Origin of the sequence: Streptosporangium lutulentum, assembly GCF_030811455.1 — a bacterium.
Classification (GTDB): Bacteria; Actinomycetota; Actinomycetes; order Streptosporangiales; family Streptosporangiaceae; genus Streptosporangium; species Streptosporangium lutulentum.
Genome location: NZ_JAUSQU010000001.1, coordinates 1,013,824 through 1,039,208, shown reverse-complemented (window position 1 = coordinate 1,039,208; position 25,385 = coordinate 1,013,824). Strand labels below are relative to the sequence as shown.

Here is a 25,385-nt window from a genome sequence, read left to right as displayed (position 1 = left end):
CCGTGCATCTTGCTCACACGTCGCTCTCCGACTCCAGCGCTTCGTCCGTGTCCTGTTCTCTCAGTACGGCCTCCGCCAGAATGGACGGCCGGACGCTGCCATGCGTCAGGCCGTCGGCTGTCAGCCGGATCAGATCCTCGCCCAGGGTGGCGGCCTGGCGCAGCGAGGACTCGAATACGTTCAGGCGCCGGAACGCCTCGCCGTACGCCCGCTGCTCCTCGATCGGTAGCAACGGCACCTCCGCACGCCGCACGTCCACTCGAATACTGGTGGACGTAGCGCTGTATTGGCGCAGATTGCTGGAACTGCAGAGAAACCCGGCCAGGAAGTCGGGGTCGAGCATTGCCGGATCGGGCCGCAGAAGGGAGAGATGAGTGCCGAGGACGGCGCCCCCCTGGGTGAGGACTCTGGCCAGTGGGGCACGCACGATCTGGGGCACCGCGACGTCTCCTGACCGGGTGACGATCTCGTACGGCACCCCGCGCTCGGGGATCTTCCCCGAGGCCGGCCGACCCACGACGACGTCCTCGGCGGTGAGGACTAGGGAGCCCGCCGGCACCTCCGACTCCTCGCCCGACCGGACAGAGGCCTGCTGGTGGAGGGTGAGCATGCCGCGCCGCAGGAGCTCCGAGAGCGGCACCAGGGGAAGGTCCTGGGGTTCGGTGGCGGTGGCGGGAACCAGCTCGGCCAGGACGCGGAGCAGGTCCACCAGCCGGTTCCGTGCCCCGGTGACCCGCTCGGGAGAGAGGTCCTCTGAAGCCGTGGACAGGTATCTGGCGGGCGTCAGGTCGACCTCGTCGTCCAGGAGGTCGATGAGCGGGACCGAGCGGCTCACCCCCGGCTCGTCCAGCTCGCACCCGTCGTTGAACTCCCGCCAGGCCGCGGTGGCCACCTCTGCGTAGTCGTCCGGCCGGCCCGAGGTGTCGATCATCAGGACGTGACTCGGGGTCCGGGCCTCGGCGGGTCTGCGCAGGATCCACAGCGTCAGAGCGACCGCGACGTTGGGGACGCTGCCCGCGGGAAGTGCGACGACGGCGCGCAGGGCTCCGCGGCGCAGGAGCTGGCCTCGGATCCGGCGGCCGGACTTGCGATTGCCGACCGCCGGTGGCATCAGCAGGACAGCGACGCCATCCGTCTTGAGATGGGCGAGCGCGTGCTGGACCCAGGCCAGCTCCGACTCCATCCGAGGCGGCAGACCGTACTCCCATCGGGGGTCGGCGGTCAGCTCCTCATAACCCCAGGCACGGTCGTTGAACGGCGGGTTGCTCACCACTACGTCGACCAGTTCGCCGGAAAAGGCGTCGGCCCGCAGGGAGTCGCCGGTGCGGATGTCGGCGTTGCCGCTGCGCAGCGCGAGTCGTACGGCGGTGAGCCGGGCGGTGGTCTGGTCGACCTCCTGGCCCATGGTCTTGACCTCGGGCCGTCGCTCCAGCGCGCCGATGAGGTAGTCGCCGGTTCCGCAGGAGGGATCGAAAACGGTGTCGGCATTCGGCCCGGCAAGGTCCAGGCTCAATGCGACGATCTCGGGAGGGGTCAGGTAGACCCGCCGGGAGTGCACCTCGAAGTATCGCTCGCGCAGGAACTCGAAGGTGTCCTGGGCGCCACGCTCCGCGGAGAGCCCGGCAATGGAGCGAATCAGGGGCACCCTGTCGGCGGTCAGAGATTCTGGAAAGGTCTCGATGACCTTTCGCACTCTCCGGGGAAGGCCCCTCGCGACGGTGGCGTCGTCACCGGCCGCGAGTTTGGCCCAGTCGCCGGCCTGGCGATGCATGTAGACGAGGAACGCTCCGAGATCGGCGAGCAGGCCGGCGAGTTCGTCGTCGTCGGCGATGACCCGGAGATCCTGCCAGAGCCATTCGTCGGCGGGGAACTCCTTGCCCTCGGTATGAGATCGCAGCCACCGCTGGATCTCCTCCAGCGAGAAGGCGGGGCTGGTCGCCGTACCGCCGACCGGCTGGGGAAAGTCGTCGTGACGGCGCCGCCAGTTGCTCACCGCCGCCCGCCCCACTCCGGCCAGCCGCGCGGTGTCCGCAGCGGTCACCTGGACGTCTCGCCGCATGTCAGCCACCTTCCTCAAGCATCCCCGATGTAAATCGAACCGTATCGTGAAGAGCCAACTTCAAGCAACGTCGCGAAAAATCTTGGTTGATTCCATCAACACGTGCTCTAATGTTTGGCGTAGGCCACGTTGCACCATCGACATGGAAGGAGCGACGGCTCATGATCAATTCCCCCCTGCGGATCGACGAGTTCCGGGCGGCCCTTGAGCTGCTCCCGTCCGATCTAGCCCGTCGCGCTGAGACGCTCAAGCTCTACGCGACGGGCCGATCCAACTGTCCTGCCTGCGGAAACGTCCGCGACTCCGTCCGTCTCGCCTTCACCGCCGCGCTCTTCGGCGACATCTCCGCGGCCGAGCGACTGCTCACCACCGCGGAAAGGAGTGCCTGGCTGACCTCACACGCGACCAAGTGCGGGCGCCGTGGCCTCAGGTCGGTCAGGAACGTTCCCGGAAACCACGGCAGAGTGACGGGGCGGTGGGATGCCGCCGGACCGTTGACGGCCGCCACCGACGCCAGCTGGAAGAACGGGGTCGGCGGGATCGGCTACATCACGAGCCAAGGTTCCTGGGGTCTGCGTGGCTGGGTCACCGACCACCGCGACCCCACTGGCACGTCCAAAGTTCTGGTCAGTGAGCTGCGCGCGGTCGATCTCCTGCTCCGAGCCGCGGGCAACCCCGAGGTCCTGCTGGTGGACAGCCTGAGCGCGTTGAGCTTCCTGCGGGCCTGGCAGCGAGGCGACACCGAGCTCATGCCCGACGGCTACGACCTGCGGCCCCGCCGACGCGGCGCACCTAGCCTGGTCCGTCTCGCCGAGCACGTGGCTGAGGCCGACGGGCTCGTGTTCCAGCATGTCAAGGGACACTCCGGGCACCTGCTCAACGAAGCGGCCGACTCCCTGGCCTCCATCGCCCGCCGACGCGTCACCGAGCGGTTCGACGCGACAGGCCGGGCCACCGACCTCGTCTCCTCCTTCCTATCCTCCTGGCACCAGCGGCCCATGGCCGCCTGAGCATTCCCCCGGAAAACTCGGCCGCCTGCCAACCGGGCGCGGGCGGTCAAGGCTGCGACGCCCTCCTGCGCGTCGCCGACGATCCCATCTCCCCCGAACCAACCCCCGTTAGGGAGTTCCCCATGTTCAAGCGTGCTCTGACCGTGCTCGTTCTGGCCGCCGCCACCCTCACCGCCGGCACCGCCACCGCACACGCCGACAAGACCTACAGCGGCGAGGGCGACCAGGTTGTTCGCATCAGTGCCACCAAGACCCCCGGCCTCCTGGAGTTCAGCCACAACGGTGAATCCAACTTCATCGTCTGGGCCGTCAACCAGCGCGGGAAGAAGCAGGACCTTCTGGCCAACACGATCGGCCCGTACAAGGGCACCGTGCTCTACAACTCCACCGCCGGCAGCGCCATCGCCGCTCTGGAGATCAAGGCCGACGGCGCCTGGACCGCCCGGTTCAAGCCCGTGACCAAGGCCCGCTGCTGGTGCGCCGGCACCATCCGCGGCGAGGGCGACCAGGTCCTCAAGCTCTCCCCCACGCGCGGCCTGCGCACCGTCAGCGCCGCTCACAAGGGCGAGAGCAACTTCATCGTCTTCGGCTACACCCGCGTCGGGCCCTACGGCGACCTGCTCTTCAACAAGATCGATGCCTACAAGGGCAACGCTCTGCTGCCCACCGGCACTCGCCTGGTCACCGTCAAAGCCGACGGCGCCTGGTCCCTCACCCGCCGCTGATCTTCCACGGCGTGGGGCCGGAGCACGTCCGGCTCCACGCTCTCAACGGCTACGGATACTGGAACGAATCAACGTTTTCATCATTAACACCATCTTTGACTTTTCTGCACGTCATCATCAGTGATCAGCGTGTGTCTTCCCCCATGAGAAGGAATCTGAGTGAAACTTCTCCATGCCGCAGATCTTCACATCGACAGCCCGCTCCGCGGACTGTCGGCCTACGAAGGCGCCCCGGCCGAGAAACTGCGTACCGCTTCCAGGCGCGCGCTGGAGAATCTCGTCGCCCTCGCCATATCCGAGTCGGTGGACGGGGTGCTACTGGCGGGTGACGTCTACGACGGTGACTGGCCCGATTTCCAGACGGGCCTGTTCTTCGGCAGGCAGATGTCGCTGCTCGGCCGCGAGGGCATCCCCGTCTACCTGGTCTCCGGCAACCACGACGCGCAGAACCGGATGACCAGGCAGCTACGGCTGCCGGACAACGTCCACATGCTCGACATCAACGAGCCTCAGACCGTGCGCGACGAGGCCCGGGGACTGGCCGTGCACGGGCAGGGGTTCGCCCATCGCGACGTCACCGACAACCTCGCCCTGTCCTACCCCGCGCCCTGCCGCGACCTGTTCAACGTCGGGCTGCTGCACACCGCGCTGACCGGGCGGGACGGCCATGACAACTACGCGCCCTGCACGGTGAACGACCTCTCCTCAAAGGGCTACGACTACTGGGCACTGGGTCACGTGCACACCCGCGAGGTCGTCTCAGAGGACCCGTGGATCGTCTTCCCCGGAAACATCCAGGGCCGTCACGCCCGGGAGACCGGGCCGAAGGGCTGCACCCTGGTCACCGTCGAAGACCTCCGGGTCGTCTCCGCTGTACACCACGATCTGGATGTGGCCCGCTGGGAGCATCTGCGGGTCGACATCTCGGAGGCGGACGACCTCGACTCAGCCGCCGACCTGGTGAGCCACCAGCTCAGAGTCCTTCCTCCGGGGCCGTTGCGGGCGGTCCGGGTCAGCGTCACCGGCCGCAGTGCCGCCCATCTGGAGCTCTGGCGTGAGGAGCACCGGTTCGTCAACGAGGTCCGCTCACTCGCCAACGACCTCGGCGAACTGTGGGTGGAGAAGGTACGGAACGAGACCCAGCCGCCGGACACACCGGACGAGGGCGCGGCGGGGCTGCTCGCCGACCTCCGACGCACCGCCAAGGTGCTGCGTGCCAACGAGGACGCCCTGCGAAAGCTGGTTACCGGCAGCCCTCTCTACCCGGTCTTGCCGCCGGAGGCTCTCGGCCGCGACGGAATCCGCCCCGAGAATTCGGAGTGGCTGCAACGTATCGGCGACGGTGCCATCGACCTACTGGAATCCATGATCACGGAAGGCCGGAGCCGATGAGGATCGACAGGCTGGATCTCACCGCGTTCGGTCCCTTCACCGGGACGAGCCTGGATCTGTCCGCTCCGGGCATCCATCTGGTCACCGGGCCGAACGAGGCGGGCAAGTCGACAGCCCTGCGCGCCCTCGACCAGCTCCTGTACGGCATCGACATGCGCTCGCCGTACGACTTCGTCCATGCCAAGGGCGCCCTACGTCTCGGCGCGCTGATCCGGGACTCCAGCGGTGAAGCCTTGGAGATCGTCAGAACCAAGTCCCGTAACACATCGCTGCTCGACTCAGACGGATCGCCTATGAACCAGGCGGTCCTCGATGCCGCTCTGAGCGGGATCGATCAGACGACGTTCACCTCGGTATTCGCCCTGACCAGCACGGAACTACGTAAGGGCGGTGAAACACTGGCACGCGGTGGAGGGGATTTCAGGCAGGCCCTGGCCGCCTCCCGATCCGGGCTCCGGCTCTCCGATACCCTGCGGGTCATCGACGAGCGCATCGACGCGCTTTACAAGCAGCGGGGCCTCAAACCACGGATCAACACCCGGATCGCCGCACTGAAGCAGGCTCGGGATCGCCAGCGCACCGCGTCGCTCCAGCCGCAGGAGTACGCCCAGCGGGAGCGGGAAGTCATGGTTGTGAGGGAATCCCTCGCTCAACTGACCGCAGAGCTGAAGCAGATCAGGAGTGAGCACTCACGCCTCAAGCGGCTCAGCCAGGCGCTCCCCGCGCTGGACCGGCGCCGTACGCTCCTCGCCCAAATCGACGAGGTACTCGCGAAAGGCGTCCTGGCGCCGAAGGAGGCGGTCGAACGCCTCCCCGGGCTGCTGGAGGAACTGCGAGTCGCGAAGGACAGCCTGGTCGGCACCCGGCGACGCCTCGACGAGGCGGTACACGAACTGGACGAACTGACCGTCGACGATGACCTCCTCGCCGTTGACGACGCGATCGAGAGCCTTTCCCAGGACCGCAAAGCCGCCTTGAACGCCGCGCAGCGGCTCGCGAGATCCGCCGGTGTCGCGGCCGAACTTCGTGACGAGGCGGAGTCACTCCTGCGCCAGGTGCATCCAGACGCCTCACTGAGCGACTCCGTCCGCTACAAGGTTCCTCGGTCCGTGCGAACGCGCGCCCAAGAACTCCACGAACGACGCACCGTGGTGGAGTCCGCGCTGGCACAGGGCCTCCAGGCCCTGGACAAACGGAGGCGCAGGCTGGAGGAGGCGGAGAAGAGGCTCAGCGAGCTTCCGCCCGCCGAGGACAGCGGACCACTGCGTGCCGTCCTCGCCGCCGTTCCCGCAGACCTGCTCAGCCGGATGGCCACCGCCGACGAGGACGAACGGCGGATCCACGGCATCATCGAGCAGATCCTGCGCGACCTGAAGCTGACGGCGCTCGCCGTAACGGACGCGGGAACCATCGTGCTGCCCGCCCGCGCGGAGATCGAAGCACATACCGGCGCTCTGAGTGAGTTCAAGCGGGACCGGCGGGATCTGGCCAAAAGCACGAAGGAGCTGACGAAGCAGCTGGCGGATGAGCGCTTGTCCCTGGCAGCCCTGCTGAACAACGACCCACCGCCCACCGACGACGACCTCGCCGCCGCACGATCCGCCCGCGACGCCCTCTGGACGGAGATCCGTGATGGGGAGCACGCGAGGGCCGAAGGGTTCAAGCTCGCGTTGGATCGGGCCGACCAACTCGCCGACCAGATGCGAAAAGAGGCGGACCGGGTCGCGAAGCGCTACCAACTGGAGCTCCAGATCGGTGGCGATGAGCGCAGGCTGGACGAGCTCGGCGAAGAGCTATCCGTCCTCGACCGCCGCGCCGAGGAACTGGAGGCCGAGTGGATCCATCTCTGGAAGGACTTCGCCGGGCCCCGGCCCACCCCCAATGCCGCTCCCACCACATTGGAAAACGCCGGAAGACTCCGTGAGGGTGTCAGCGAGCTTGCCGACGTGCGGGCCACGCTCGCGTCTCTGCGGGGGCGAGCCGCCCAGCACATGGCGCGGCTCCGGGAGGAGCTGCGTATCCCCGAGGGAGCCGCGTCGCTGAACGCGGAGAACGCCCTGGCGGAGCTGCCCGAACTCCAGGAGATCGCCGAGACCCGGTTGGCTCTTCATGACGTGGCGGCGCAGGAGCGCACCGCTTGCGAGGAGCGGATCACCATGGCTCGCGACGAGCTGGAAGAGGCAGATGCCCAGGTCACCGATCACAAGCGTGATCTGAGTGCGTGGAAGTGCGACTGGGACAAGCTACTTGTCCGAGCCGAACTGCCGGCCGACCGTGACACCGTCGAGGCCCTCGCCGACCTGGACCGGCTCGAACAGGTGGCGACCGCGACGGCCGAGGCCGTCAAGAGCGAGAAGAGCGCGGAGCAGGACACAGCCGTGGTGGAACGGTTCCACACGGCACTGGAGACCATCGCCGCCGCGTGCGGCCGGCGGTTCCCCGACGACGAGACCGAACGCCACGAACTCATGGAGAACCTCCACAAGGAAGCCAGGGCGAACCGCTCCGCCGCCGAAAGACGTGTATTCCTGCGGACCGAGAACGGCAGACTTATGACGGCTGTCGATGATCTCCAGGAAACCGCCGGACGGCTGGGGACGGAGCTCGCCGGGCTCGCCGAGAAGTCCTGGGTGGACGGTGTCGAAGCCCTGAGCGAGGCCGTACGGCGGCGCGAACGGCACACCGGTCTGATATCCACTCTCACGGAGGTGACCGCGACGATCCCCTCCGTCGGAGAAGATCTCCAGATCCTCATGGCGGAAGCCGCGGACGCAGACCCCGACCGGCTCCAGGCCGAGCTGGACGAGCTCACGGACCGCGTCGCCGTGCTGGAAACGCAGCAAACCGCCCAGTCCACGCTCTCCGGCGAGAGAAAGAACGAACTCGCGCGGCTTGACGGCTCGGCTGAGGCCGCTCAAGCCGCCGCGGACGCCGAAATCACCGCCGCGGCCTTGGTGGAGGAGAGTGAGGAATATCTTCGCCTGCAGATAGCCCGCAGCATTCTCAGCGGATGCATCGAGGAATATCGGCAGTCGCAGCAGGATCCGATTCTGGCCAGGGCGAGTCAGCTGTTCGGGAGACTGACCCTGGACGGGTTCAACGGCCTGGAGCTCGATCAGGAAGAGGACTCCCCCGTCGTACTGGCGCGACGCGGAGCCCACCTCCTCAAGGTCGGCCAGCTCAGCGAGGGCACACGGGACCAGCTCTATCTCTCACTGCGGCTGGCGTCGCTGGAACTGTACGCCGAGGAGGAGCACACCCTGCCCTTCGTCGTGGACGACATCTTCATGACCTTCGACGACCAACGCGCCCGCGCGACCCTGGGCGTGCTGGACGAAATGGCCGACCGATTCCAAATGATCGTTTTCACCCACCACAACCATCTGACCGATCTGGCTCGGGCCGAACTTTCGGAGGACCGGGTGCACGTCCACCCACTCCCGAGGTTCGCCCCCGCCGGTTGATCGGCCTCTGCGCCGGAGCGGTTAACCGCCGGGACCACGAGTCAAGGGCGTCCGGACGCCCTTGACCCGGCCTACGCGTGCTCCAGCAGGGTCTGCCGCACGTTCATGAGGGCGAAGCCGAGCAGGTTCAGGCCGTTCCACCGCGCCGGGTCCTCGGCCCGCTCGTCGTCGGCCACCAGGACGGGAGCCGGCGGATGTGATCATCGACCGGGCGACGGACGGTAGCATCATGATCGTCTCGTGCCCGGAGCGACCCTTCGGGAGCACCCGAGATCGCGTCGTCGTGAGGCGGTGCGCCGAGGTGGTCGGCCCGGGAAAACCGGCCGCCTTCGGACATACGAACGCCCTGCCCGTCCTCTCACGAGGGCGGGGAGGGCGTTTCACACCGCCTGGACGTCTCGTCAGGTCAGCCGTCGCCGGCGGGCCCGCTTCGCGTGGCGTTCGATCGCCGCGGGGTTTCGGGGCCGGGTTCGGCAGCGCCGGCGAGCAGCGCCGGCGAGCAGCGCCGGGGATTCGGCGCTCCCGCTGTCACGACCCGCCGTGACGCGGTTCACACCGTTCGGCTCTGCTCCGCCGGCCGTCGCGGGTGGATGATCCTCGTTATCCGGATGAGGAGGACCCCATGTCCCGCGAGCGTGTCGCCGTCATGGTCGAGCATCAGGCGCGGAGCTGCGCGAGCCTCGGCTCGCCGCTCTACGCGTTCCTGCTGGAGCGGGTGGCGCAGGACGTCCGTGCCGGAGGTCCCTGCGCGGAGGCGCTCGCCGGATACGAGGACGCGCCCGGACCCGACGCCGTCGCGCTGCGGCTGCTCGGCGGGGTGCACGCTCTCGTCCTCACCGGCCGCGGCCCCGACCTGGCCGCCCACTATCCCAGCGCGGGGGGCGCCTTCGACCCGGCCGGGCCCGATGCCTGCTGGCACGCCTTCCGGGCCGCCGTCGCCGCCGAGACGGAGGCGGTCCGCGACTGGATGACCCGCCCGCCGCAGACCAACGAGGTCGGCCGGGCCAATCTCCTGATCGCCGGCCTGCTGAGGGCCACGCACGCCGGCCCGCTGCCGATCAGGCTGTTCGAGCTGGGCTCCAGCGCGGGGCTCAACCTGCGGGCCGACCGTTTCCGCTTCGTCCACGAGGACTTCGCCTGGGGCCCGGCCGACTCGCCGGTCCTCCTGGAGGAGGCCTGGCACGGTGCTCCGCCCGCGTGGCTGGCGAAAGCCGCAGCCGAGCATCCGGCCCTGGACATCGTCGAGCGGCGTGGCTGCGACCTGACCCCCATCGACCCGCTGTCACCCGGCGGCGCGCTGGCCCTGCGGGCCTACGTCTGGCCGGACCAGATCGCCCGCGCCGCACGGCTCGACGGTGCCCTGCGCCTGGCCGCCCGCGTGCCGGCCGAGGTCGAGACCGCCGGCGCCGCCGACTTCCTCGCGGGCGTCCGGCTGGAGCCCGGCACGCTCACCGTGATCTGGCACTCGATCATGCGCCAGTACGTCCCGGCCGCCGAGTGGGCACGGGTCGACCACGAACTGGACCGGCTCGCGGCGTCCAGCACCCCGGAGGCGGGCTTCGCCCACGTCTCCTTCGAACCGCGCAGGGTCGGTGAGCGGCACCGTTTCCAGCTGGCCGTACGGCTCGGAGCCGGCGCCGAGACGGTTCTGGCGGAGGCGCGCCCGCACGGACTCCCGGCTCGCGGCGTCGCCGCCTGACGGTGGTCTCCGCCCGGCTCGATGCCCACCGGCGTCTTTTCCCGTGGCGTCGAAGGTCTACTGTCGACCGGTGAGTTTTCGAAGGAAGAGGCCGAAGCGTGAGTGACCCGATACCTGCCCCGTTGCTGGAGATAGCCGACGCGCTCGTGCCGGGCGCCCCCCTTGACACGGCACGCCTCGGCCGGGGCCAGATCCATCACGTCGTTCTGCTTCCCGGTGTCGCGGCCGTGCGGATCAGCCGGCGCCCGGCGGCGGCGGAGGCCATGCCGCGCCGGACCGAACTGCTGCGGGTGATCGCGGCTTCCGGGCTGCCGTTCGCGGTGCCGGAGCCGTTGACGCCGGTGACGATGTTCGGGGATCAGGCGGCCGTGGCCGTCTCCTGGATCGACGGCGCCCCACTGCCCGAGGGCGAGGGTGATCCGGCGAGGATCGGCGAGCTTCTCGGTGCGCTGCGGGAGCTTCCCCTCACTCCGGAGCTGAGAGCCGTGCTCGACGCGCCGCTCGAGTCCACGGGCGGCCGCCGCTGGGACGAGGTCCTGGCCGAGGACGTCATCCCGCGCTTCCCCGGGAAATGGCAGGCCGAAGGCCGGCGGCGCCTGGAGGAGGCGCTGGCCCTGGAACCGGTCCCGGACGCGCTCGTCCACGGCGATCTCGGCGCCGGGAACGTCCATTGGGGTGAGGACGGCAAGCTGATCGGCGTCCTGGACTGGGACCTGGCCCTGCGGTTCGACCCGGCGGTCGACGCCGCCTTCATGGCGTGGCACGGCTGGGAGAACGTCCGCGAAGCCGTCGACGGCGAGACCTACCGGCGCGCCCGGATCTGGGACGGGGTGTTCGACGTCGGGCACCTCATCGCGGTGCTCACCCTCGACGGCAAGCCCCTGCTGAACGTTGAAAGCTATGTGGAGCACATCGTCGCGTGGCTGGAGCGGAACGCCGAGGTGTGATCGGCGGCGGGGAAAAGGCACTCCGCATCACGCGGCGTTATCGTGGGCGGGTGTCCCCCGTCCTCCGCACTCGCCTGCTCGCCGCGCTCCTGGCCGTTGTCACCGTCCTCGCCGGTCTGTCCGTCCGCGCGCTGACCGGCGGCTGGTTCGGCAAGTACGCCGGTGACGCCCTCTACACCGTGCTCGTGTACGTGCTGATCGTGCTGGTGTGGCCCCGGGTCTCGCCGTTCCGGGCGGCGGCCGGCGCGCTGGCGTTCAGCTGGGTGGTCGAGCTGGCTCAGCTCACGCCCCTTCCCGCCGCGCTCTCCGAGGCGAGTGTCGTGGCCAGGCTGGTGCTCGGCAGCACCTTCGGCGCGGCCGACCTCCTGGCCTACGCGGCCGGGGCCGTCCTCGCCGCGTCGGCCCACGCCCTTCTCCTTCGCCGCCGGGTCATCCTCACCACCGGTGAGCGCGCCGTATGATTTTGGAACCATGCCTGAAGGACACACCATCCACCGCCTGGCCGGGGAGCATCGGCGGGCGTTCGCCGGAACCGCGGTTCACGCCGAGAGCCCTCAGGGAAGGTTCGCCGCCGGAGCCCTGCGGATCGACGGGCGGGTGCTCACCGAGGCGGACGCCCACGGCAAGCATCTGCTGCTGGGCTTCGACGACGACCGGTGGCTCCATGTGCATCTGGGCATCTACGGCAAATACACCTTCGGTCCGGCGCCGGCGCCCCCGCCGACGGGTATGGTGCGGCTTCGCCTGAGCACCACGGAGGAGTACGCCGACCTGCGCGGGCCCAACACCTGTGAGCTGCTGGACCCGGACGAGAAGAAGGCGCTGCACGCCAGGCTCGGGCCCGACCCCCTGCGCGCGGACGCCGAGCCGGAGCTCGCCTGGCGGCGGATCGGCCGCAGCCGTACCTCCATCGGGACCCTGCTGATGGACCAGTCGGTCGTCGCGGGCGTGGGAAACATCTACCGGGCCGAGGCGCTGTTCCGGCAGGGCGTCGACCCGGCGCGTCCCGGCCGCGACCTCACCCACGAGCGGTGGTCGGCGATCTGGACGGATCTGGTGTTCCTGATGGCCGAGGGCGTGCGGGCGGGCCACATCGACACGGTCAGGCCCGAGCACACGCCGGAGGCGATGGGCCGTCCGCCCCGCGTCGACGGCCACGGCGGCGAGGTCTACGTCTACCGGCGTTCGACCATGCCCTGCTTCCTCTGCGGCACCGAGGTCCGCACCGAGGTGCTCTCCGGCCGCAACCTCTTCTGGTGCCCGACCTGCCAGCGCGCCTGACCCCATGGACCGGCCGCCGGCCGACGAGCGACCGGCGAACGGCTCAGGCGGCCGGTAGCGTCGTCACATCAGCCGCAGGACGGCCTCGATCGAGGCCCTGCCGGCGGGGACGAGCGGGAGCCGGACCGAGGCCGTGGGGATGCGGCCCTGGGCGTGCAGCACTCCCTTGAGCACGGTGGGGTTGGGCTCGGCGAACACGCTCGCCGACAGGGCGGAGAGGCGGTGGCCCAGGGCACGCGCGCGTGCGGTGTCGCCCGATCGCCAGGTCTCCGCCAGTTCGGCGAACAGCGCGGTGCGCAGATGGGCGGAGGCGAGGATGCCACCCGGGGCGCCGAGGGCGAGCAGGGCCGAGAAGAACGGGTCGTCCCCGGCCAGCACCGCGAAGTCCCCGGGAGGGTCGGCCAGCAGCATGACGGTGTCCAGGTCGACCCCGCCGACCGCGTGCTTGACCCCGGCCACCATGGGCAGCTCCCCCAGCCGTCGCAGCGTGTCCACGCCCACGGACTGCCCTGTCCGGTAGGGGATGTTGTAGATCACCAGCGGCACCGGGGTCCGCTCGGCCAGCGCGCCGAAGTGGGCGAGCACCCCGGCCTCGGACGGGCGGACGAAGGACGGAACGGTCACCAGCGCGGCCGTCACCTCGGGCCATGCCTTCAGCGCGTCCAGCGCCTCGGCCGTGCTCCGGGTGTCGGCGGATCCGGCGCCCACGATCAGCGGCGCGCGCCGTTCCCCGCACACCCGCGCGCACGTCTCCAGGACCGTCCGCCGCTCCTCCCCGGTGAGCGTCGCGACCTCGGCGGTGGTGCCGAGCGCGACCAGTCCGGCCGCGCCCTCGTCGAGCACGGCGTGCGCGAGTCCTTCGAGCGCCTCCACGGCGACCTCGCCGTCCTCGGCGAACGGAGTGATCAAAGGAATGTGAACCCCATGGAAAGTCATGACACCAGCTTCGCCACTGCCGACCGTGCAGGTCCAGTTCGCATTTCTTCCGAAAATGTTAAGCTGAACTGATGCTTGATGTACGGCGCCTCCGCCTGCTCCGCGAACTCTCCCGCCGGGGCACGATCACGGCGGTCGCCGAGGCGCTGGCCTTCACCCCCTCGGCCGTCTCCCAGCAACTCGCGGTCCTGGAGCGGGAGGCGGGGGTGGCGCTGCTGGAGCGGACCGGGCGCCGGGTGGTGCTCACCTCGGCGGGGATCGCGCTGGTCGGGCACGCCGAGGCCGTGCTGGAGCGACTGGAGCGGGCCTCGGCCGAACTGGCCGCCGCGCGCACCGGCCTAACCGGAACGATCAGGATCGGGGCCTTTCCCACCGCCACCCGAGCGATCCTGCCCGCCGCCTTCACCGTCCTTGCCCGGGAGCACCCCGGGCTGGAGCCGATGGTGGACGAGATCGACCCCGCCGAGGTGGCCCCCCGCCTGCGCGCGGGCGACCTGGACGTCGCGCTCGTCCATGAGTACGACTTCGTGCCCGCTCCCCCGGATCTCGCCCTGGACACCGAGGACCTGCTGGAGGAACCCATGTATCTGGCTTCCCTGGAAGAGCCCACGTGTCCGGCCTCGAAGGACCCAGGGGACCCAGGGGGCTCAGGAAGCTCGACGGGCTTGAGGGAAGAGCCCAGGTATCCGGGCTCGGAGGACGCAAAGGACCCAGAGGACTCGAAGGGCTCGACAGAAGAACTCAGGTATCCGGGCTCGGAGGGCCCCGAGGACTCCGGCGGCGCGCTGGCCCGGCGGCGCGACGACCCCTGGATCGCCTCCACCCCCGGCACGCTCTGCCACACGATGACCGTGCGGGCCTGCCAGGCCGCCGGGTTCGCCCCGAGGGTCCGCCACCACATCGACGACTTCGCCACCGTGCTGGCGATGGTCGCGGCGGGCCAGGGCGTCGCACTCGTGCCGGAGCTCGGCGCGGCCGATCCACCCGACGGCGTACGGCTCACCGAACTGCCCATGCGCCGCCGCACCCGAATCGCCTTCAGGCGGGGATCCGGCACCCACCCGGCCGTCGCCGCCCTCATCACCGCCCTGCGGTCTTCGGTCCCGGCCCCGATCCTCACCGGCTGACCGCCCTCTGGCGGGCCCGGGCGGAGGCGGACGACGGCCGATCACTCGATTCGCCGGCGGCGCCGGGGTGAGACGAGCCCCCTCACATGAGGGTGCGGGCCGTCCAGAGCTCAGGGAAGATCTCGCGCCGCATGCTCCGCTCCAGCCAGCTCAGGCCGCTTGACCCGCCGGAACCCGGCTTGGCGCCCATCGAGCGGCGCACGGCCATCAGGTGGCGATAGCGCCAGTCGGAGAACTGCTCGGCCAGGTCGATCAGCGCCTCGGCCAGCGGCGCGAGCGGCCCGCCGTACACCTCGGCCCAGACCGCCTCGACCTCGGGACTGGGCTTGTACTCGGCGGTGAGGTCACGCTCCAGCACCGCGCGGGGGATCGCGTGGCCCGACCGGGCGAGCAGGGCGAGCACCGAGTCGTACAGGCTCGGCCGGTTCAGTGCCTCCACGAGTTCCCTGTACGCCTCGGGGTTGCGGCGATGCGGGCGGATGAGCGACTCGGACTTGTTGCCGAGCAGGAACTCCACGTGACGGTAGAACGCCGACTGGAAGCCCGACCCCTCGCCCAGAGAGTCGCGGAAGGAGTTGAACTGCGCCGGGGTCAGCCAGCTCAGCGCCGCCCACGCGGCGTTGAGCGCCTCGAAGTGCTTGACCGTGCGCTTGATCGTGAGGGTCGCGGCGGCGACGTCGTCCTCGTCGAGCTGCCGCTGGGCGAGCCTCCACTCCGAGCGGAGCAGGCCGAAGTAGAGCTCCATCACCTGGGTGGTGACCAGGAAGGCGAGCTCTTCGGGGGCGTCGGTGACGGTGCGCTGGAGTCCGTGCAGGACGGCGGTGCCGACGTAGTCGTCGTACGGCGTGCCCGCGTCGAATCCGAGCGTGGGCAGTCCCTCGTTGGCCTCGGCCCGCGTCTTCCGGTCCTGCTCACTGAGCTGCCTGATGGTGATCATTGGTGTTCCTCCGCTTGTTCACGCTCCATCCTGATGCGTTCGGGCCGGCACCGAAATACCATGGGAAAGGGGATATGAGATTTCGCCTTCTGAATGGAAGGCGTCAAGGCCGATCGACTTAGGGGATAACGGAGCGTGACGGTGGACGCGATGGACTGGGCGCTGCTGACCGAACTGCAGGACGACGCGCGGCTGTCGTACAACGAGCTCTCGCGGCGGGTGCACCTGTCGGCTCCGGCGGTGGCGGAGCGGGTACGGCGGCTGGAGGAGACCGGAGTGATCATCGGCTATCACGCGCGGGTGGATCCGGCGCTGGCCGGACGCGGGGTGGCCGCCCTGATCAGGATGTCGTGTTACGGTCCGCGCTGCGTGCTCCGCGACGAGCAGGCGCTGGCCTGGCCGGAGATCCTTGAGGTGTACCGGGTGACGGGTGACACCTGCTGCCTGCTCCGGGTGGCCGCCTCCTCGATGACGGCCTTCGAGGAGATGATCGACAGGCTCGCGCCGTACGGCCACCCGTCGAGCATGATGGTGCTGTCCAGCCCGGTCCCCTGGCGTCCGCTCTCACCCGTCCAGGCACCGCCCCAGCCGTAGAGGCCGGACGAACGACGGCCTCGCGGCCCGGTCAGACGGGCTCGGGCCGGTACGGCGAGCCGACCCAGCGCAGACCCTGCACGGCGATGTCCAGGGCCTGCCGGGCGGCGGCCCACACCTGGTCGGGCGGGTCGCCCCTGTCCAGGAGCGCCATCGCCGTGATCGTCGGGGCGCCGACGAGGGCGCCGACGAGGGCGAAGGCCTCGACGAGGTCGAGTTCCTCCGGATGCGCCCGATGCAGCGCCTCGGCGAGCCCGCGCTGGCTGTCGACCAGCACGTGCAACGCGCGCGCCTGAAGCGCCGGAACCGACATGATCAGATGCACGCGGGCCGCGGTCAGCCCCACGGCCTCGTCGTCCGGAACGGTGGCCCAGGCCAGGGAGTGCTCGACCACGCGCAGCATGAGTTCGGCCACCGTCTCCCCCGGCCGCCGCTCGGCGAGCACGGCGAGGGCCCTGTCGAGGCGCGCCTGGGAGTCGAAGAAGATCACGTCTTCCTTGGTCGCGAAGTAGCTGAAGAACGTCCGGGGCGAGATGTCCACGGCCGCGGCGATCTCCGCCAGGGTGGTCTCCTCGTAGCCCTTCTCCGTGAAGAGGCGCAGGGCCGCCTCGATCAGCGCACGGCGGGTGCGTAACTTCTTGCGTTCTCGCAGTCCCGAGCTCTCTGCCATGAAACAACGTTACTGCATTCAATGATTTTTTGCATCAGTTGCAATTTAATGTCAGAAGTTGTTATGTGGAGTCAAGGAGTTCGTTGACTCTCCAGGGGGAGACATCCATGACCGAAGCCGTATCCAGCCCGGTGACGTTCCCGACCGCACGCGAGAATCGCTTCGACCCGCCCTCGGCGCTGGTGCGATGGGCGCAGGAGGACCCGATCCGCCCGATGACCTACGCGGACGGCCACGAGGGGTGGCTGGTCACCGGCTTCGCCATGGCGCGGGCCGTACTCGCCGATCCGCGTTTCAGCAACCTGCCGGACCTCGTGCACTCGCCGATCTCCCCGCACCTGACCGAGCGGCGGAGGAAGCGTCGGCCCGGATTCTTCCTGGGGATGGATCCGCCGGAGCACACCCGGTTCAGGCGGATGCTGACCGGCCAGTTCACCGTGCGCCGGATGAAGCGGCTGGAGCCCTGGATCGAGACGATCACCGCTGAACGGCTGGACGCCATGGAGCTCGACGGGCCGCCCACCGACCTGGTCCAGTCCTTCGCCCTGCCCATCCCCTCGCTCGTCATCTGCGAGCTGCTCGGCGTGCCCTACTCCGACCGCGACCAGTTCCAGCGAGACTCCAGGACGCTGCTCAACCTCGAGTCCACGGTCGACGAGGCGGAGGCGGCCGTCAACGACCTGACGGACTACCTGCGAGACCTCGTACGGCACAAGCGCGCCCGGCCGGCGGACGACCTGATCAGCGGCATGGTGGAGAGCGGGGAGCTGAACGACGAGGAGATGGCCGGCGTCTCGGTGCTCCTCCTCGTCGCCGGGCACGAGACGACCGCGAACATGATCGCCCTCGGCACCTTCGCGCTGTTGTCCAACCCCTCGCAGCTGGCCGCGGTGCGCGATGACCCGTCGGTGACGGACAGCGCCGTCGAGGAACTCCTGCGCTACCTCACCATCGTCCACCTCGGCCCGATCCGGTGCGCGGTGGAGGACGTCGAGCTCGACGGCCGGCTGATCCGGGCCGGCCAGTCGGTGACGATCGCGCTGAACGCCGCCAACCGCGACGGCGAGCGCTTCGACGACTCCGGGACGCTCGACGTCACGCGGCCGCCGACGGGCCATCTCTCCTTCGGTCACGGCGTGCACCAGTGCCTGGGGCAGCAGCTCGCCAGGACCGAGATGGGCGTCGCCTACCCGGCGCTGCTGAGGCGCTTCCCGGACCTGCGCCTCGCCGTGTCGCCGCAGGAGGTCCCGATGCGTGCCAACATGGCCATCTACGGAGTCGACCGGTTGCCGGTCACCTGGTAGAAACGGTCGCCGGTCATCTGGCAGGAGGGGGTTCCCATGAAGATCAAGGCAGACACCGACGTGTGCATCGGTGCCGGGATGTGCGTGCTCACCGCGCCGGAGGTGTTCGACCAGAGCGAGGACGACGGCACCGTGGTGCTGCTCGACCCCGACCCGCCCGCCTCGCGGGAGGCTGCGGTCCGCCGCGCCGTACAGCTCTGCCCGTCGGGGGCGCTGTCCGGCTCGTGAGGACCGCCGGATCCGGAGCCTCGGGGCCGGGCGGCCTCGGAGCCGAGGCCGCCGCCCGCGTCCGGCCCGTCCCGGTCGCCGATCTCGCCGTCGCGGCATGGTAATTCGGGACGAGGCCCACGCGGCAGGGGACCGGTCGACGCGAGGCTCATCGGACGACGGCCGGGCCGGCGTCAGGTCGGGGCTCGACCTGCATCTCGATCTGCCCGGCGCCGGCGGGGTGGGGCGCTCCCTGGAGGCCGCCCTGCGCGAGGCGGTGCGGTCGGGGCGGCTGACCGCGGGCACCCGGCTGCCCGGCACCCGTAGCCTCTCCGCCGACCTCGGCCTGTCCAGGGGCACGGTCGTCCAGGTCTACACACAGCTCATCGCCGAGGGGTGGCTGACGGGCGCGCACGGATCCGGCACCCGGGTGGCCGCCGTGCTCCCGGAGTCCGGCATCGGCGAGGCCGCCGGCCACGGTCCCGTGGAGCCTCGCGCCGCGCCCCTGGGAGACCTGCGTCCCGGCCGGCCCGACGCCGGCACTTTTCCGCGCGCGGACTGGGCGTCGAGCGTCCGCCGCGTGATGTCGACGATGGAATCAGAGCAGATGGGCTACCCCGACCCGGCGGGCATGCCCGCGCTGCGCCTGGCGGTCGCCGACTACGTGTCGCGGACCCGCGGAGTGTGGGCGAGCGCCGGATCGACGGTGATCACCGCGGGGTTCACCCAGGCGCTCGCGCTGCTCGCGCGCACCTTCCACCGTCTCGGCGCCCGGCGCGCGGCGACCGAGAACCCGGGGTTCGTGCTGCACCGCGAACTGCTGGCCGCGGCGGGGATCGCCTCCGTGCCGCTGGCGGTGGACGCGGACGGCGCCGATCCGTCGGGCCTCCCGGACGACACGGGGTTCGCGCTGCTCACTCCGGCCCACCAGCACCCGTGGGGCGTCGTGCTGGCGCCCGGGAGGCGCTCGGCGTTCATCGAACGTGCCCGGCGGAACGACGCCTACGTGATCGAAGACGACTACGACGGCGAGTTCCGCTACGACCAGCAGCCGGTCGGCGCGATGCAGGCGCTGGCGCCCGACCGGGTGATCTACGCGGGCAGCACCAGCAAGACCCTGGCGCCTGGGGTGCGGCTCGGCTGGCTGGTCGTGCCCGCCCCGCTGCGCGATCCGCTGCTGCAGACCATACGGGAGACCGGCTCGGCGCCCCCCGTGATCGACCAGCTCGTGCTCGCCGACCTGTTCTCCGGCGGCGGCTACGACCGGCACGTACGGCGAGCCCGGCTGGGTTACCGGCGACGCCGCCACGAACTGGCCGAACGGCTGGCGGCGGTCACCGACACGCCGCTCACGGGCGTCGCCGCCGGGTTGCACACGCTGCTGCCGGTCGCCTCCGCGTCCGCCGAACGCGAGCTGGTCGCCACGGCGGGGCGCGCGGGACTGCTCCTGCACGGCCTGCACACCGCAGGCTACTGGCACCCGACGGGCGAGGAGCGGCCCGCCGCCCTGGTCATCGGCTACGCTTCGCCGCCGCAGCACGCCTGGCGCCGGGCGCTCGACGCGCTGGTCTCGCTGGTCTCGCCGGCCGGCGCTATCGGGTAGGGGCGCCGCCGGCGAACGCCGCGAAGCCGTCCCGCCACGACGGATACCTCGGCACCCAGCCGAGGTGCTCGCGGGCATGGCGATTGTCCGCGCCGCGCGCCCACCCCGGCCGGCCGGTGTCCGCGGAAGGCGGGGGCGACGCGCCCACGGCCGCGCAGAAGGCGGGCACCCACTCCCGGCCCGGCGCCGGTTCGTCGTCGCAGACGTTGACCGCGCCGTTGGCGGGCCAGGTGAGCGCCCGCACCGCCGCGGTGGCGGCGTCGTCGGCGTGCACGAAGGAGACCACCTCGCCGTCGGCGGCCAGTTTCCCCGCCCGCGCCATGTCCGCGGCGAGGCCGTCGGGCGCGTGCCACGTCCCGGGACCGTAGAACCACCCGTAGCGCAGCACGACCCACTCGGGCATCTCGTGGACGGCCGCCTCCAGCGCCGCCACGCTCCGCACCCGTCCTCCGCGGTCCCCCGGCGCGGCGAGATCGAGCGGCGTCGTCTCTCCGGCCGGCTCGTCCCCCGCCTCGTAGACCCACGCGATGCTCTGTGCCACCATCCGGCGTACGCCGGCGGCGAGTGCCGCGTCGACCAGGTTGCGGGTGCCCTGCCTGCGCAGTGCCGCGTTCGCCGCGTGGTCAGCCGCGGCCAGGTCGGTGAGCTGGTGCATCACGATGTCGGGCGCGGCCTTTTCGACGGCGGCGGCGAGTCCCTCGCGGTCGTGGGCGTCGGCCACCACCGGCTCCGCGCCCAGCGCGCGCAGCGTGGCGGTCCGGCCGGGCCTCCGGGTGAGGGCGGTGACCTGGTTCCCCTCGGCGACCAGCAGCGGCACCACCCGCCGGCCGATGACTCCTGTCGCTCCCGCGAGGAGGATCCGCATGCCGGCCGCCATCAGTTCGGCCGGGGAGCACGGCGGTCACGGCGGGCCGCGAGCTCCACGTCGTCGACATAGGTGAGCATCGGCTCATCGGGCGCGCCGATCATGACCACGACGAACCGGCTCCACGTGCCGGACAGGTTGTTGGCCGCCTGGTAGTGGATGACGTCGCCGCCGGGCTCCCAGAACGCCTCCCCCTCGCGGATCACCCGCTCCGGCTCGCCCTCCAGCTCGAAGATCATCTCTCCTTCGAGCATGTAGCCGTACACCGGGCCCGAGTGCCGGTGCGGCGGGGAACCGGGGTCGCCGGGCGGCAATTCGATGAGCGCGGTCATCACCTCGGCGGCCTCGGGGAGCTTGGGCGGCGTCCCATGGAAAAGCACGGTCAGGGCGGTATTGCCTTTGATGTCCATATCTTCGACGCTAGCCGGGAAGCGGACCAGCCGACTATTCCACTTCCGGGCCGATCGGATGTACCACTTGCCTCAGCCGAGCCGGCCGGTCGTCACATCCGGCACCCCGCCGACGGGCCCGACGCTCCGTGCGATCCTCAACGAGCTCCAGGCCCCGCCGTCTACCTGGGCAGGCCGATGCCCCACCTGCCGGCAACCGCCCCGACCACCCGGAAAAACACTTCTAGTGCCTGTGCTCGGCGATCACTCCGGCGGTCGCCCTCCAGATCGGCGAGGCCCGGTCGATGACGTCGAAGTGATCGCCCGACATTTCCAGATAAATCACTTCATCCCCTGATTCCTGAGCCGCGCGAGCGTAGCGTCGGCCCAGGTCGACCAGGTCGAGGTCGTCGCCCCCGCCCTGCACGATGAGCTGGGACACCCCGAGGGGAAGGCGCTCCAGCGGGCTGGACCGCCGGTAGACCTCGGGCACCTCGGACGCCGATCCGCCGAGGGCCGCGGCGACCGCGCCGGAGCTCAGGTGCCTGCGGTCGCCCTCCACCAGGTCGAGCACCCCGGCCAGCGAGACGACGAGGGTGATCCGGGGATCGTCGGCGGCGGCGCGGAGGGCGAGTTGCCCTCCGGCCGAGTGGCCGATCGCCACGACAGGGCCGGACGCGCCCTGCGCCGCCAGCGCGACACCCGTGGCGACGTCCTCGGTGGTCGCGGCCCATCCGTGAAGGTCGGCGCGGCGGTATTCGAGGTTCCAGGTGGCGAACCCCCGCTCGGCCAGGTCGACGCTGAGCGCGTCCATCAGGTCCGCGGCCCAGATGGAACGCCAGAAACCCCCGTGCACCAGCACCGCGACCGGCATCGTCCCGGCGGTCTCGTGCGGCAGCCGTACCTCCGCCCACTGGTCGGGGTGCTCGCCGTAGGCGACCCTCTTCGCGGGCCACCGCGACCGATGCACGGCGTGCCTGATCGCCCAGGTCAGCCCCCAGACCCCTCGCCCGTGTATGTGGGTGCCCGGCGCGCCGTCCCCGGTCTCCCCGAGCGCCGCGGGCGGGGCCTCGGACTTGGCCAGGTCGAGCCAGACAACGTTGGGGCGCCCGCCGGACATGCTCCGGATCTCTGGTTCCGGGCCGGGGACGACGACCACGGGACCGGGGAATTCCAGCGCGGTCCGCAGTTCGGACGCGTCGAGGACCGCTGACACCTTCCCGCTGACGCCGAGGGCCTCGAACTCGCGGTCGGCCACCTCGGTGAGCAGTCGCAGATCAGCGACCAGGCCGGGGCCGGTGACCACGAGCACATTCGGAATAGGGGAGATCATCCGCTTATTCTCCTCCATTCCATTCACGACTACGGCTCCGGTATGTAAGCCCTTACCAGGAGTTCCTCCGCCTCGTCCAGATAGGACTCCAGCTCCCGCTCCGCCTCCGCCGCGCGACCGGCCTCCATGAGTTCGAGCAGGTGCAGGTTCCGGGCGACAAAAGGCTCGTGGAACGCCCGCGGATTCTTCATGACGTGAAAGACCAGCCGGAGCTCCGCCAGAAGTTGCCGCATCGTCTCATCCAGGCGGGGGCTGCCGTTCAGGGCCGCGATCATCTGGTGGAAGCGGATGTTGGCGGTCCCCACGTCCTGCCACCGGCCTTCGGCCGCGGCCCTGTTCGCCTCCCGCACGGACTCCCCGATGAGAGCCAGCGCCTGGGGCCCGGCGCTCCCGCTGCGCCGTACGGCGGCGCACTCGATCACCCGGCGCACCCGGTAGACGTCGGCCACGTCCTCGACCGACAGCACGCGCACGAACACGCCCCGATTGAGCCGGTGCTCCAGCAGGCGCTCGTGCCCCAGGAGCCGGAACGCCTCGCGCAGGGTGTTGCGCGAGACCCCCAGGGCCACCCCGATGGTCTCCTCCGACAGGCGCTGGCCCGGGACGAAGAGCCCCTCGGCGATCCGGTCCCTGAGGACGTCGGCGACCCGTTCGGCGGTGCTGCTGCGCCCGAGGCGGTCACGGTCGTGCTGCAGTGCGGCGATGGCGTTGTCCACTCTCACAAGAAATCATCGAACAAACCTATTGTCGAATTGTTGAACAATCCTTACGTTGAGGGGACCCCCTAGAAGTTAAGGAGCGCGTGCGATGGCAAGCACTCAAACCAGACGGGTCATCGCGGCCAGTCTGGTCGGCACCTCCCTGGAGTGGTACGACTTCTTCCTGTACGGCTCAGCCGCCGCCCTGGTCTTCAACAAGCTCTTCTTCCCCACCTTCGAACCGCTCACCGGAACGCTGCTGGCGTTCCTCACCTACGCGATCGGATTCGTCGCACGGCCGCTCGGCGGCATCGTGTTCGGCCACTTCGGCGACCGGGTCGGCCGCAAGAACGTGCTCGTGGTGACCCTGCTGCTGATGGGAATCGCGACCTTCCTCATCGGCCTGCTGCCCGGTTACGCCACCATCGGCGTGACCGCCCCGCTGCTGCTGGTCACCCTCCGCTTCCTTCAGGGCCTCGGCCTGGGCGGCGAGTGGGGCGGGGCCGTGCTCATGTCCATCGAGCACGGCGACCCGCGGCGGCGCGGCTTCAACGCGAGCTGGCCCCAGGTCGGCGTGCCCGCCGGGAACCTGCTGGCGGCCGGCGTGCTCGGACTCCTGTCGGCGACGCTGTCGGAGGAGGCGTTCCTGTCGTGGGGCTGGCGGGTGCCCTTCCTCCTGTCGGGCCTGCTGGTGGTCGTGGGGCTCTGGATCCGCCTGCGGATCGTGGAGTCGCCGCTGTTCGCCGAGGTCGAGCGCTCGGGCAAGAAGGCCCGGATGCCGCTGCTGGACGTGCTGCGCACGCACCCGCGCGCCCTGGTCTCCGCGGTCCTCGCGCGCATCGGCGTGGACGTCGCCTTCTACACCTTCGTGACCTACATCCTCGCCTACGTCACCGGCCCGCTGAAGCTCGAACGCGGAGTCGCGCTGAACGCGGTGCTGATCGGCTCCGCCTGCCAGCTCTTCCTGATCCCCCTGTTCGGCGCGCTGTCGGACAGGGTCGGCCGCCGCCCGGTCTACCTCGCGGGCGTGATCGGGGCCGCGATCTGGGTGTTCGCGTTCTTCCCGCTGCTGGACACCAAGTCCTTCCCGGTGATCGCGCTGGCCTCCATCGTGGCCCTGGCCTGCCACGCCGCGATGTACGGCCCGCAGGCGGCGTTCATCGCCGAGTTGTTCAGCACCCGCCTGCGCTACAGCGGCGCCTCCATGGGCTACCAGGTCGCCGGCATCTTCGGCGGCGCGCTGGCCCCGATCATCGCCCTGGCACTGTTCGACCGGTTCGGCAGCACCCTCGCCATCTCCCTCTACGTGGTCGCCGCGCTGGCCGTCACCGCCGTCGGACTGGCGCTGGCCCCCGAGACGCGCGACCTCGACCTCACCGACCACCCGGGAACGCGCGCAGGGGCCGCTTCCCGGAACCCCTGAGATCTCCACGAAGGGAAGCCGGGCGGGCGGCGCGGGGGACGGCCATTCCCCGCGCCGCCCGCCCGGTGGTATAGCCCCCAGTGAGAACGTTCTCTAGCCTTGGGGCTTCTGAGGCGTTAGCGTCTGCCCATGCGCCACGTTGAGATCTCCGGCAAGAGACTCCGGCTGAGGGAAGTCACCGTCGACGACGTCGACGCGTTGCACGCCGTCTACGGCGACCCCACCGCCACCGAGCATCTGCCGTTCGACCCGCGCACCCGCGAGGAGGTCGAGGAGGTCGTCGCCGAAGCGCTCAGGGCCGCCGAGGCCGAGCCCCGGCTGCTCTACGTGTTCGCGGTGACCGAGCCGGAGAGTTCCGGGGCCATCGGCGTCGCCCGGCTGCACATCGAGGCCGACCATCCGCACAGCGCGGAGATCGGCCTGGGCTTGCGCCCCGACCACTGGGGACGGGGCATGGGCACCGACCTGATCCGGCTGACGCTGCTGTTCGGGTTCAAGCACCTGCGCCTGCACCGCATCTGGGGCGCCCGTTCCCCGGCCAACACCGCCGCCCAGCTCGCGATGCTGGTCGCCGGAATGGTCGAGGAGGGCCGGATCAGACACCACGTGCGGGCCCGCGGAGTCTGGCGCGACTCCATCGTGCACTCGGCTCTGGAGGACGAGTGGGAGGGGCACAGGGAGACCTGATCCCCGTCTTCGGTCTGCCTGATCGATCACACGCC

General features: G+C 70.3%; 23 protein-coding genes. 15 read left to right on the top strand and 8 right to left on the bottom strand.

Annotated elements, in window-relative coordinates; all coding sequences use genetic code 11:
- Positions 1 to 13: 13 nt before the first annotated feature.
- Positions 14 to 2,059: an N-6 DNA methylase gene (locus tag J2853_RS04450; protein WP_307555233.1), complete on the bottom strand. Its 2,046-nt coding sequence runs from the start codon at positions 2,057 to 2,059 to the stop codon at positions 14 to 16.
- 161 nt (positions 2,060 to 2,220) lie between these two features.
- Here J2853_RS04450 and J2853_RS04445 point away from each other — a divergent pair, with 161 nt between their 5' ends.
- From J2853_RS04445 to J2853_RS04410, 8 genes are all read left to right on the top strand, one after another.
- Positions 2,221 to 3,069: an RNase H family protein gene (locus J2853_RS04445; protein ID WP_307555231.1), complete on the top strand. Its 849-nt coding sequence runs from the start codon at positions 2,221 to 2,223 to the stop codon at positions 3,067 to 3,069.
- A gap of 122 nt (positions 3,070 to 3,191) precedes the next feature.
- A complete protein-coding gene (locus J2853_RS04440) occupies positions 3,192 to 3,794 on the top strand; it encodes a hypothetical protein (protein WP_307555229.1) in 603 nt (200 codons plus the stop codon).
- 159 nt (positions 3,795 to 3,953) lie between these two features.
- A complete protein-coding gene (locus J2853_RS04435; protein WP_307555227.1) occupies positions 3,954 to 5,186 on the top strand; it encodes a metallophosphoesterase family protein in 1,233 nt (410 codons plus the stop codon).
- Positions 5,183 to 8,650, top strand: a complete 3,468-nt coding sequence (locus J2853_RS04430) for an ATP-binding protein (RefSeq protein WP_307555224.1) — start codon at positions 5,183 to 5,185, stop codon at positions 8,648 to 8,650. The genes J2853_RS04435 and J2853_RS04430 overlap by 4 nt, the downstream gene beginning before the upstream one ends.
- Positions 8,651 to 9,272: 622 nt before the next feature.
- Complete coding sequence (locus J2853_RS04425) at positions 9,273 to 10,349, top strand: DUF2332 domain-containing protein (RefSeq protein WP_307555221.1); 1,077 nt, start codon at positions 9,273 to 9,275, stop codon at positions 10,347 to 10,349.
- Positions 10,350 to 10,447: 98 nt separating this feature from the next.
- Entirely contained in the window at positions 10,448 to 11,296 is an 849-nt protein-coding gene (locus J2853_RS04420; RefSeq protein ID WP_307555220.1) for a phosphotransferase family protein, read from the top strand.
- A gap of 50 nt (positions 11,297 to 11,346) precedes the next feature.
- The gene (locus J2853_RS04415; RefSeq protein WP_307555218.1) at positions 11,347 to 11,757 is read left to right on the top strand and encodes a ribosomal maturation YjgA family protein; all 411 of its coding nucleotides are present in this window, start codon (positions 11,347 to 11,349) and stop codon (positions 11,755 to 11,757) included.
- 10 nt (positions 11,758 to 11,767) lie between these two features.
- A complete protein-coding gene (locus tag J2853_RS04410) occupies positions 11,768 to 12,577 on the top strand; it encodes an Fpg/Nei family DNA glycosylase (RefSeq protein ID WP_307555216.1) in 810 nt (269 codons plus the stop codon).
- Between the two features lie 63 nt (positions 12,578 to 12,640).
- Here the strand turns inward: J2853_RS04410 and dapA are convergent, their stop codons facing one another.
- A complete protein-coding gene (gene dapA, locus J2853_RS04405; RefSeq protein WP_307555214.1) occupies positions 12,641 to 13,513 on the bottom strand; it encodes a 4-hydroxy-tetrahydrodipicolinate synthase in 873 nt (290 codons plus the stop codon).
- A gap of 71 nt (positions 13,514 to 13,584) precedes the next feature.
- On the opposite strand from dapA, the gene J2853_RS04400 reads away from it, so the two are divergent.
- The gene (locus tag J2853_RS04400) at positions 13,585 to 14,640 is read left to right on the top strand and encodes a LysR family transcriptional regulator (protein WP_307555212.1); all 1,056 of its coding nucleotides are present in this window, start codon (positions 13,585 to 13,587) and stop codon (positions 14,638 to 14,640) included.
- A gap of 82 nt (positions 14,641 to 14,722) precedes the next feature.
- Here J2853_RS04400 and J2853_RS04395 read toward each other — a convergent pair whose 3' ends face one another.
- The gene (locus J2853_RS04395; RefSeq protein WP_307555210.1) at positions 14,723 to 15,577 is read right to left on the bottom strand and encodes a tryptophan 2,3-dioxygenase; all 855 of its coding nucleotides are present in this window, start codon (positions 15,575 to 15,577) and stop codon (positions 14,723 to 14,725) included.
- Positions 15,578 to 15,727: 150 nt separating this feature from the next.
- On the opposite strand from J2853_RS04395, the gene J2853_RS04390 reads away from it, so the two are divergent.
- Positions 15,728 to 16,171, top strand: coding sequence for an Lrp/AsnC family transcriptional regulator (locus J2853_RS04390; RefSeq protein WP_307568596.1), 444 nt, complete (start codon positions 15,728 to 15,730; stop codon positions 16,169 to 16,171).
- A gap of 31 nt (positions 16,172 to 16,202) precedes the next feature.
- On the opposite strand, the gene J2853_RS04385 is transcribed toward J2853_RS04390, so the two are convergent.
- On the bottom strand, positions 16,203 to 16,841 hold the full coding sequence (locus J2853_RS04385) for a TetR/AcrR family transcriptional regulator (protein ID WP_307555208.1): 639 nt from the start codon (positions 16,839 to 16,841) through the stop codon (positions 16,203 to 16,205).
- A gap of 107 nt (positions 16,842 to 16,948) precedes the next feature.
- Between J2853_RS04385 and J2853_RS04380 the strand changes: the two genes are divergently transcribed.
- The 3 genes from J2853_RS04380 (at position 16,949) to pdxR (ending at position 19,955) form a co-directional block, all read left to right on the top strand.
- A complete protein-coding gene (locus J2853_RS04380) occupies positions 16,949 to 18,145 on the top strand; it encodes a cytochrome P450 (RefSeq protein ID WP_307555207.1) in 1,197 nt (398 codons plus the stop codon).
- Positions 18,146 to 18,181: 36 nt separating this feature from the next.
- Positions 18,182 to 18,373 (top strand): ferredoxin, encoded by a 192-nt coding sequence (locus tag J2853_RS04375; RefSeq protein ID WP_307555205.1) that lies wholly within the window; start codon positions 18,182 to 18,184, stop codon positions 18,371 to 18,373.
- 97 nt (positions 18,374 to 18,470) lie between these two features.
- On the top strand, positions 18,471 to 19,955 hold the full coding sequence (gene pdxR, locus J2853_RS04370; protein WP_307555204.1) for a MocR-like pyridoxine biosynthesis transcription factor PdxR: 1,485 nt from the start codon (positions 18,471 to 18,473) through the stop codon (positions 19,953 to 19,955).
- Here the strand turns inward: pdxR and J2853_RS04365 are convergent.
- From J2853_RS04365 to J2853_RS04350, 4 genes are all read right to left on the bottom strand, one after another.
- Positions 19,945 to 20,820, bottom strand: coding sequence for an NAD-dependent epimerase/dehydratase family protein (locus J2853_RS04365; protein ID WP_307555201.1), 876 nt, complete (start codon positions 20,818 to 20,820; stop codon positions 19,945 to 19,947). The genes pdxR and J2853_RS04365 overlap by 11 nt on opposite strands.
- 11 nt (positions 20,821 to 20,831) lie before the next feature.
- Positions 20,832 to 21,230: a cupin domain-containing protein gene (locus tag J2853_RS04360; protein ID WP_307555199.1), complete on the bottom strand. Its 399-nt coding sequence runs from the start codon at positions 21,228 to 21,230 to the stop codon at positions 20,832 to 20,834.
- A 223-nt stretch (positions 21,231 to 21,453) separates the two neighbouring features.
- A complete protein-coding gene (locus J2853_RS04355) occupies positions 21,454 to 22,542 on the bottom strand; it encodes an alpha/beta hydrolase (protein ID WP_307555197.1) in 1,089 nt (362 codons plus the stop codon).
- Positions 22,543 to 22,571: 29 nt separating this feature from the next.
- A complete protein-coding gene (locus tag J2853_RS04350) occupies positions 22,572 to 23,264 on the bottom strand; it encodes a GntR family transcriptional regulator (protein WP_307555195.1) in 693 nt (230 codons plus the stop codon).
- An 85-nt stretch (positions 23,265 to 23,349) separates the two neighbouring features.
- Here J2853_RS04350 and J2853_RS04345 point away from each other — a divergent pair, with 85 nt between their 5' ends.
- On the top strand, positions 23,350 to 24,663 hold the full coding sequence (locus tag J2853_RS04345; protein ID WP_307555193.1) for an MFS transporter: 1,314 nt from the start codon (positions 23,350 to 23,352) through the stop codon (positions 24,661 to 24,663).
- A gap of 129 nt (positions 24,664 to 24,792) precedes the next feature.
- Positions 24,793 to 25,350 (top strand): GNAT family N-acetyltransferase, encoded by a 558-nt coding sequence (locus J2853_RS04340; protein WP_307555191.1) that lies wholly within the window; start codon positions 24,793 to 24,795, stop codon positions 25,348 to 25,350.
- The last annotated feature ends 35 nt before the right edge of the window (positions 25,351 to 25,385 follow it).

What these genes read in the sequence shown, in the direction of transcription:
- J2853_RS04450 (WP_307555233.1), bottom strand. Translation starts at nt 2,059, where the DNA reads ATGCGGCGAGACGTCCAGGTGACCGCTGCGGACACCGCGCGGCTGGCC.
- J2853_RS04445 (WP_307555231.1), top strand. Translation starts at nt 2,221, where the DNA reads ATGATCAATTCCCCCCTGCGGATCGACGAGTTCCGGGCGGCCCTTGAG.
- J2853_RS04440 (WP_307555229.1), top strand. Translation starts at nt 3,192, where the DNA reads ATGTTCAAGCGTGCTCTGACCGTGCTCGTTCTGGCCGCCGCCACCCTC.
- J2853_RS04430 (WP_307555224.1), top strand. Translation starts at nt 5,183, where the DNA reads ATGAGGATCGACAGGCTGGATCTCACCGCGTTCGGTCCCTTCACCGGG.
- J2853_RS04425 (WP_307555221.1), top strand. Translation starts at nt 9,273, where the DNA reads ATGTCCCGCGAGCGTGTCGCCGTCATGGTCGAGCATCAGGCGCGGAGC.
- J2853_RS04410 (WP_307555216.1), top strand. Translation starts at nt 11,768, where the DNA reads ATGCCTGAAGGACACACCATCCACCGCCTGGCCGGGGAGCATCGGCGG.
- dapA (WP_307555214.1), bottom strand. Translation starts at nt 13,513, where the DNA reads ATGACTTTCCATGGGGTTCACATTCCTTTGATCACTCCGTTCGCCGAG.
- J2853_RS04400 (WP_307555212.1), top strand. Translation starts at nt 13,585, where the DNA reads ATGCTTGATGTACGGCGCCTCCGCCTGCTCCGCGAACTCTCCCGCCGG.
- J2853_RS04395 (WP_307555210.1), bottom strand. Translation starts at nt 15,577, where the DNA reads ATGATCACCATCAGGCAGCTCAGTGAGCAGGACCGGAAGACGCGGGCC.
- J2853_RS04390 (WP_307568596.1), top strand. Translation starts at nt 15,728, where the DNA reads ATGGACTGGGCGCTGCTGACCGAACTGCAGGACGACGCGCGGCTGTCG.
- J2853_RS04385 (WP_307555208.1), bottom strand. Translation starts at nt 16,841, where the DNA reads ATGGCAGAGAGCTCGGGACTGCGAGAACGCAAGAAGTTACGCACCCGC.
- J2853_RS04380 (WP_307555207.1), top strand. Translation starts at nt 16,949, where the DNA reads ATGACCGAAGCCGTATCCAGCCCGGTGACGTTCCCGACCGCACGCGAG.
- J2853_RS04375 (WP_307555205.1), top strand. Translation starts at nt 18,182, where the DNA reads ATGAAGATCAAGGCAGACACCGACGTGTGCATCGGTGCCGGGATGTGC.
- pdxR (WP_307555204.1), top strand. Translation starts at nt 18,471, where the DNA reads ATGGTAATTCGGGACGAGGCCCACGCGGCAGGGGACCGGTCGACGCGA.
- J2853_RS04365 (WP_307555201.1), bottom strand. Translation starts at nt 20,820, where the DNA reads ATGCGGATCCTCCTCGCGGGAGCGACAGGAGTCATCGGCCGGCGGGTG.
- J2853_RS04360 (WP_307555199.1), bottom strand. Translation starts at nt 21,230, where the DNA reads ATGGACATCAAAGGCAATACCGCCCTGACCGTGCTTTTCCATGGGACG.
- J2853_RS04355 (WP_307555197.1), bottom strand. Translation starts at nt 22,542, where the DNA reads ATGATCTCCCCTATTCCGAATGTGCTCGTGGTCACCGGCCCCGGCCTG.
- J2853_RS04345 (WP_307555193.1), top strand. Translation starts at nt 23,350, where the DNA reads ATGGCAAGCACTCAAACCAGACGGGTCATCGCGGCCAGTCTGGTCGGC.
- J2853_RS04340 (WP_307555191.1), top strand. Translation starts at nt 24,793, where the DNA reads ATGCGCCACGTTGAGATCTCCGGCAAGAGACTCCGGCTGAGGGAAGTC.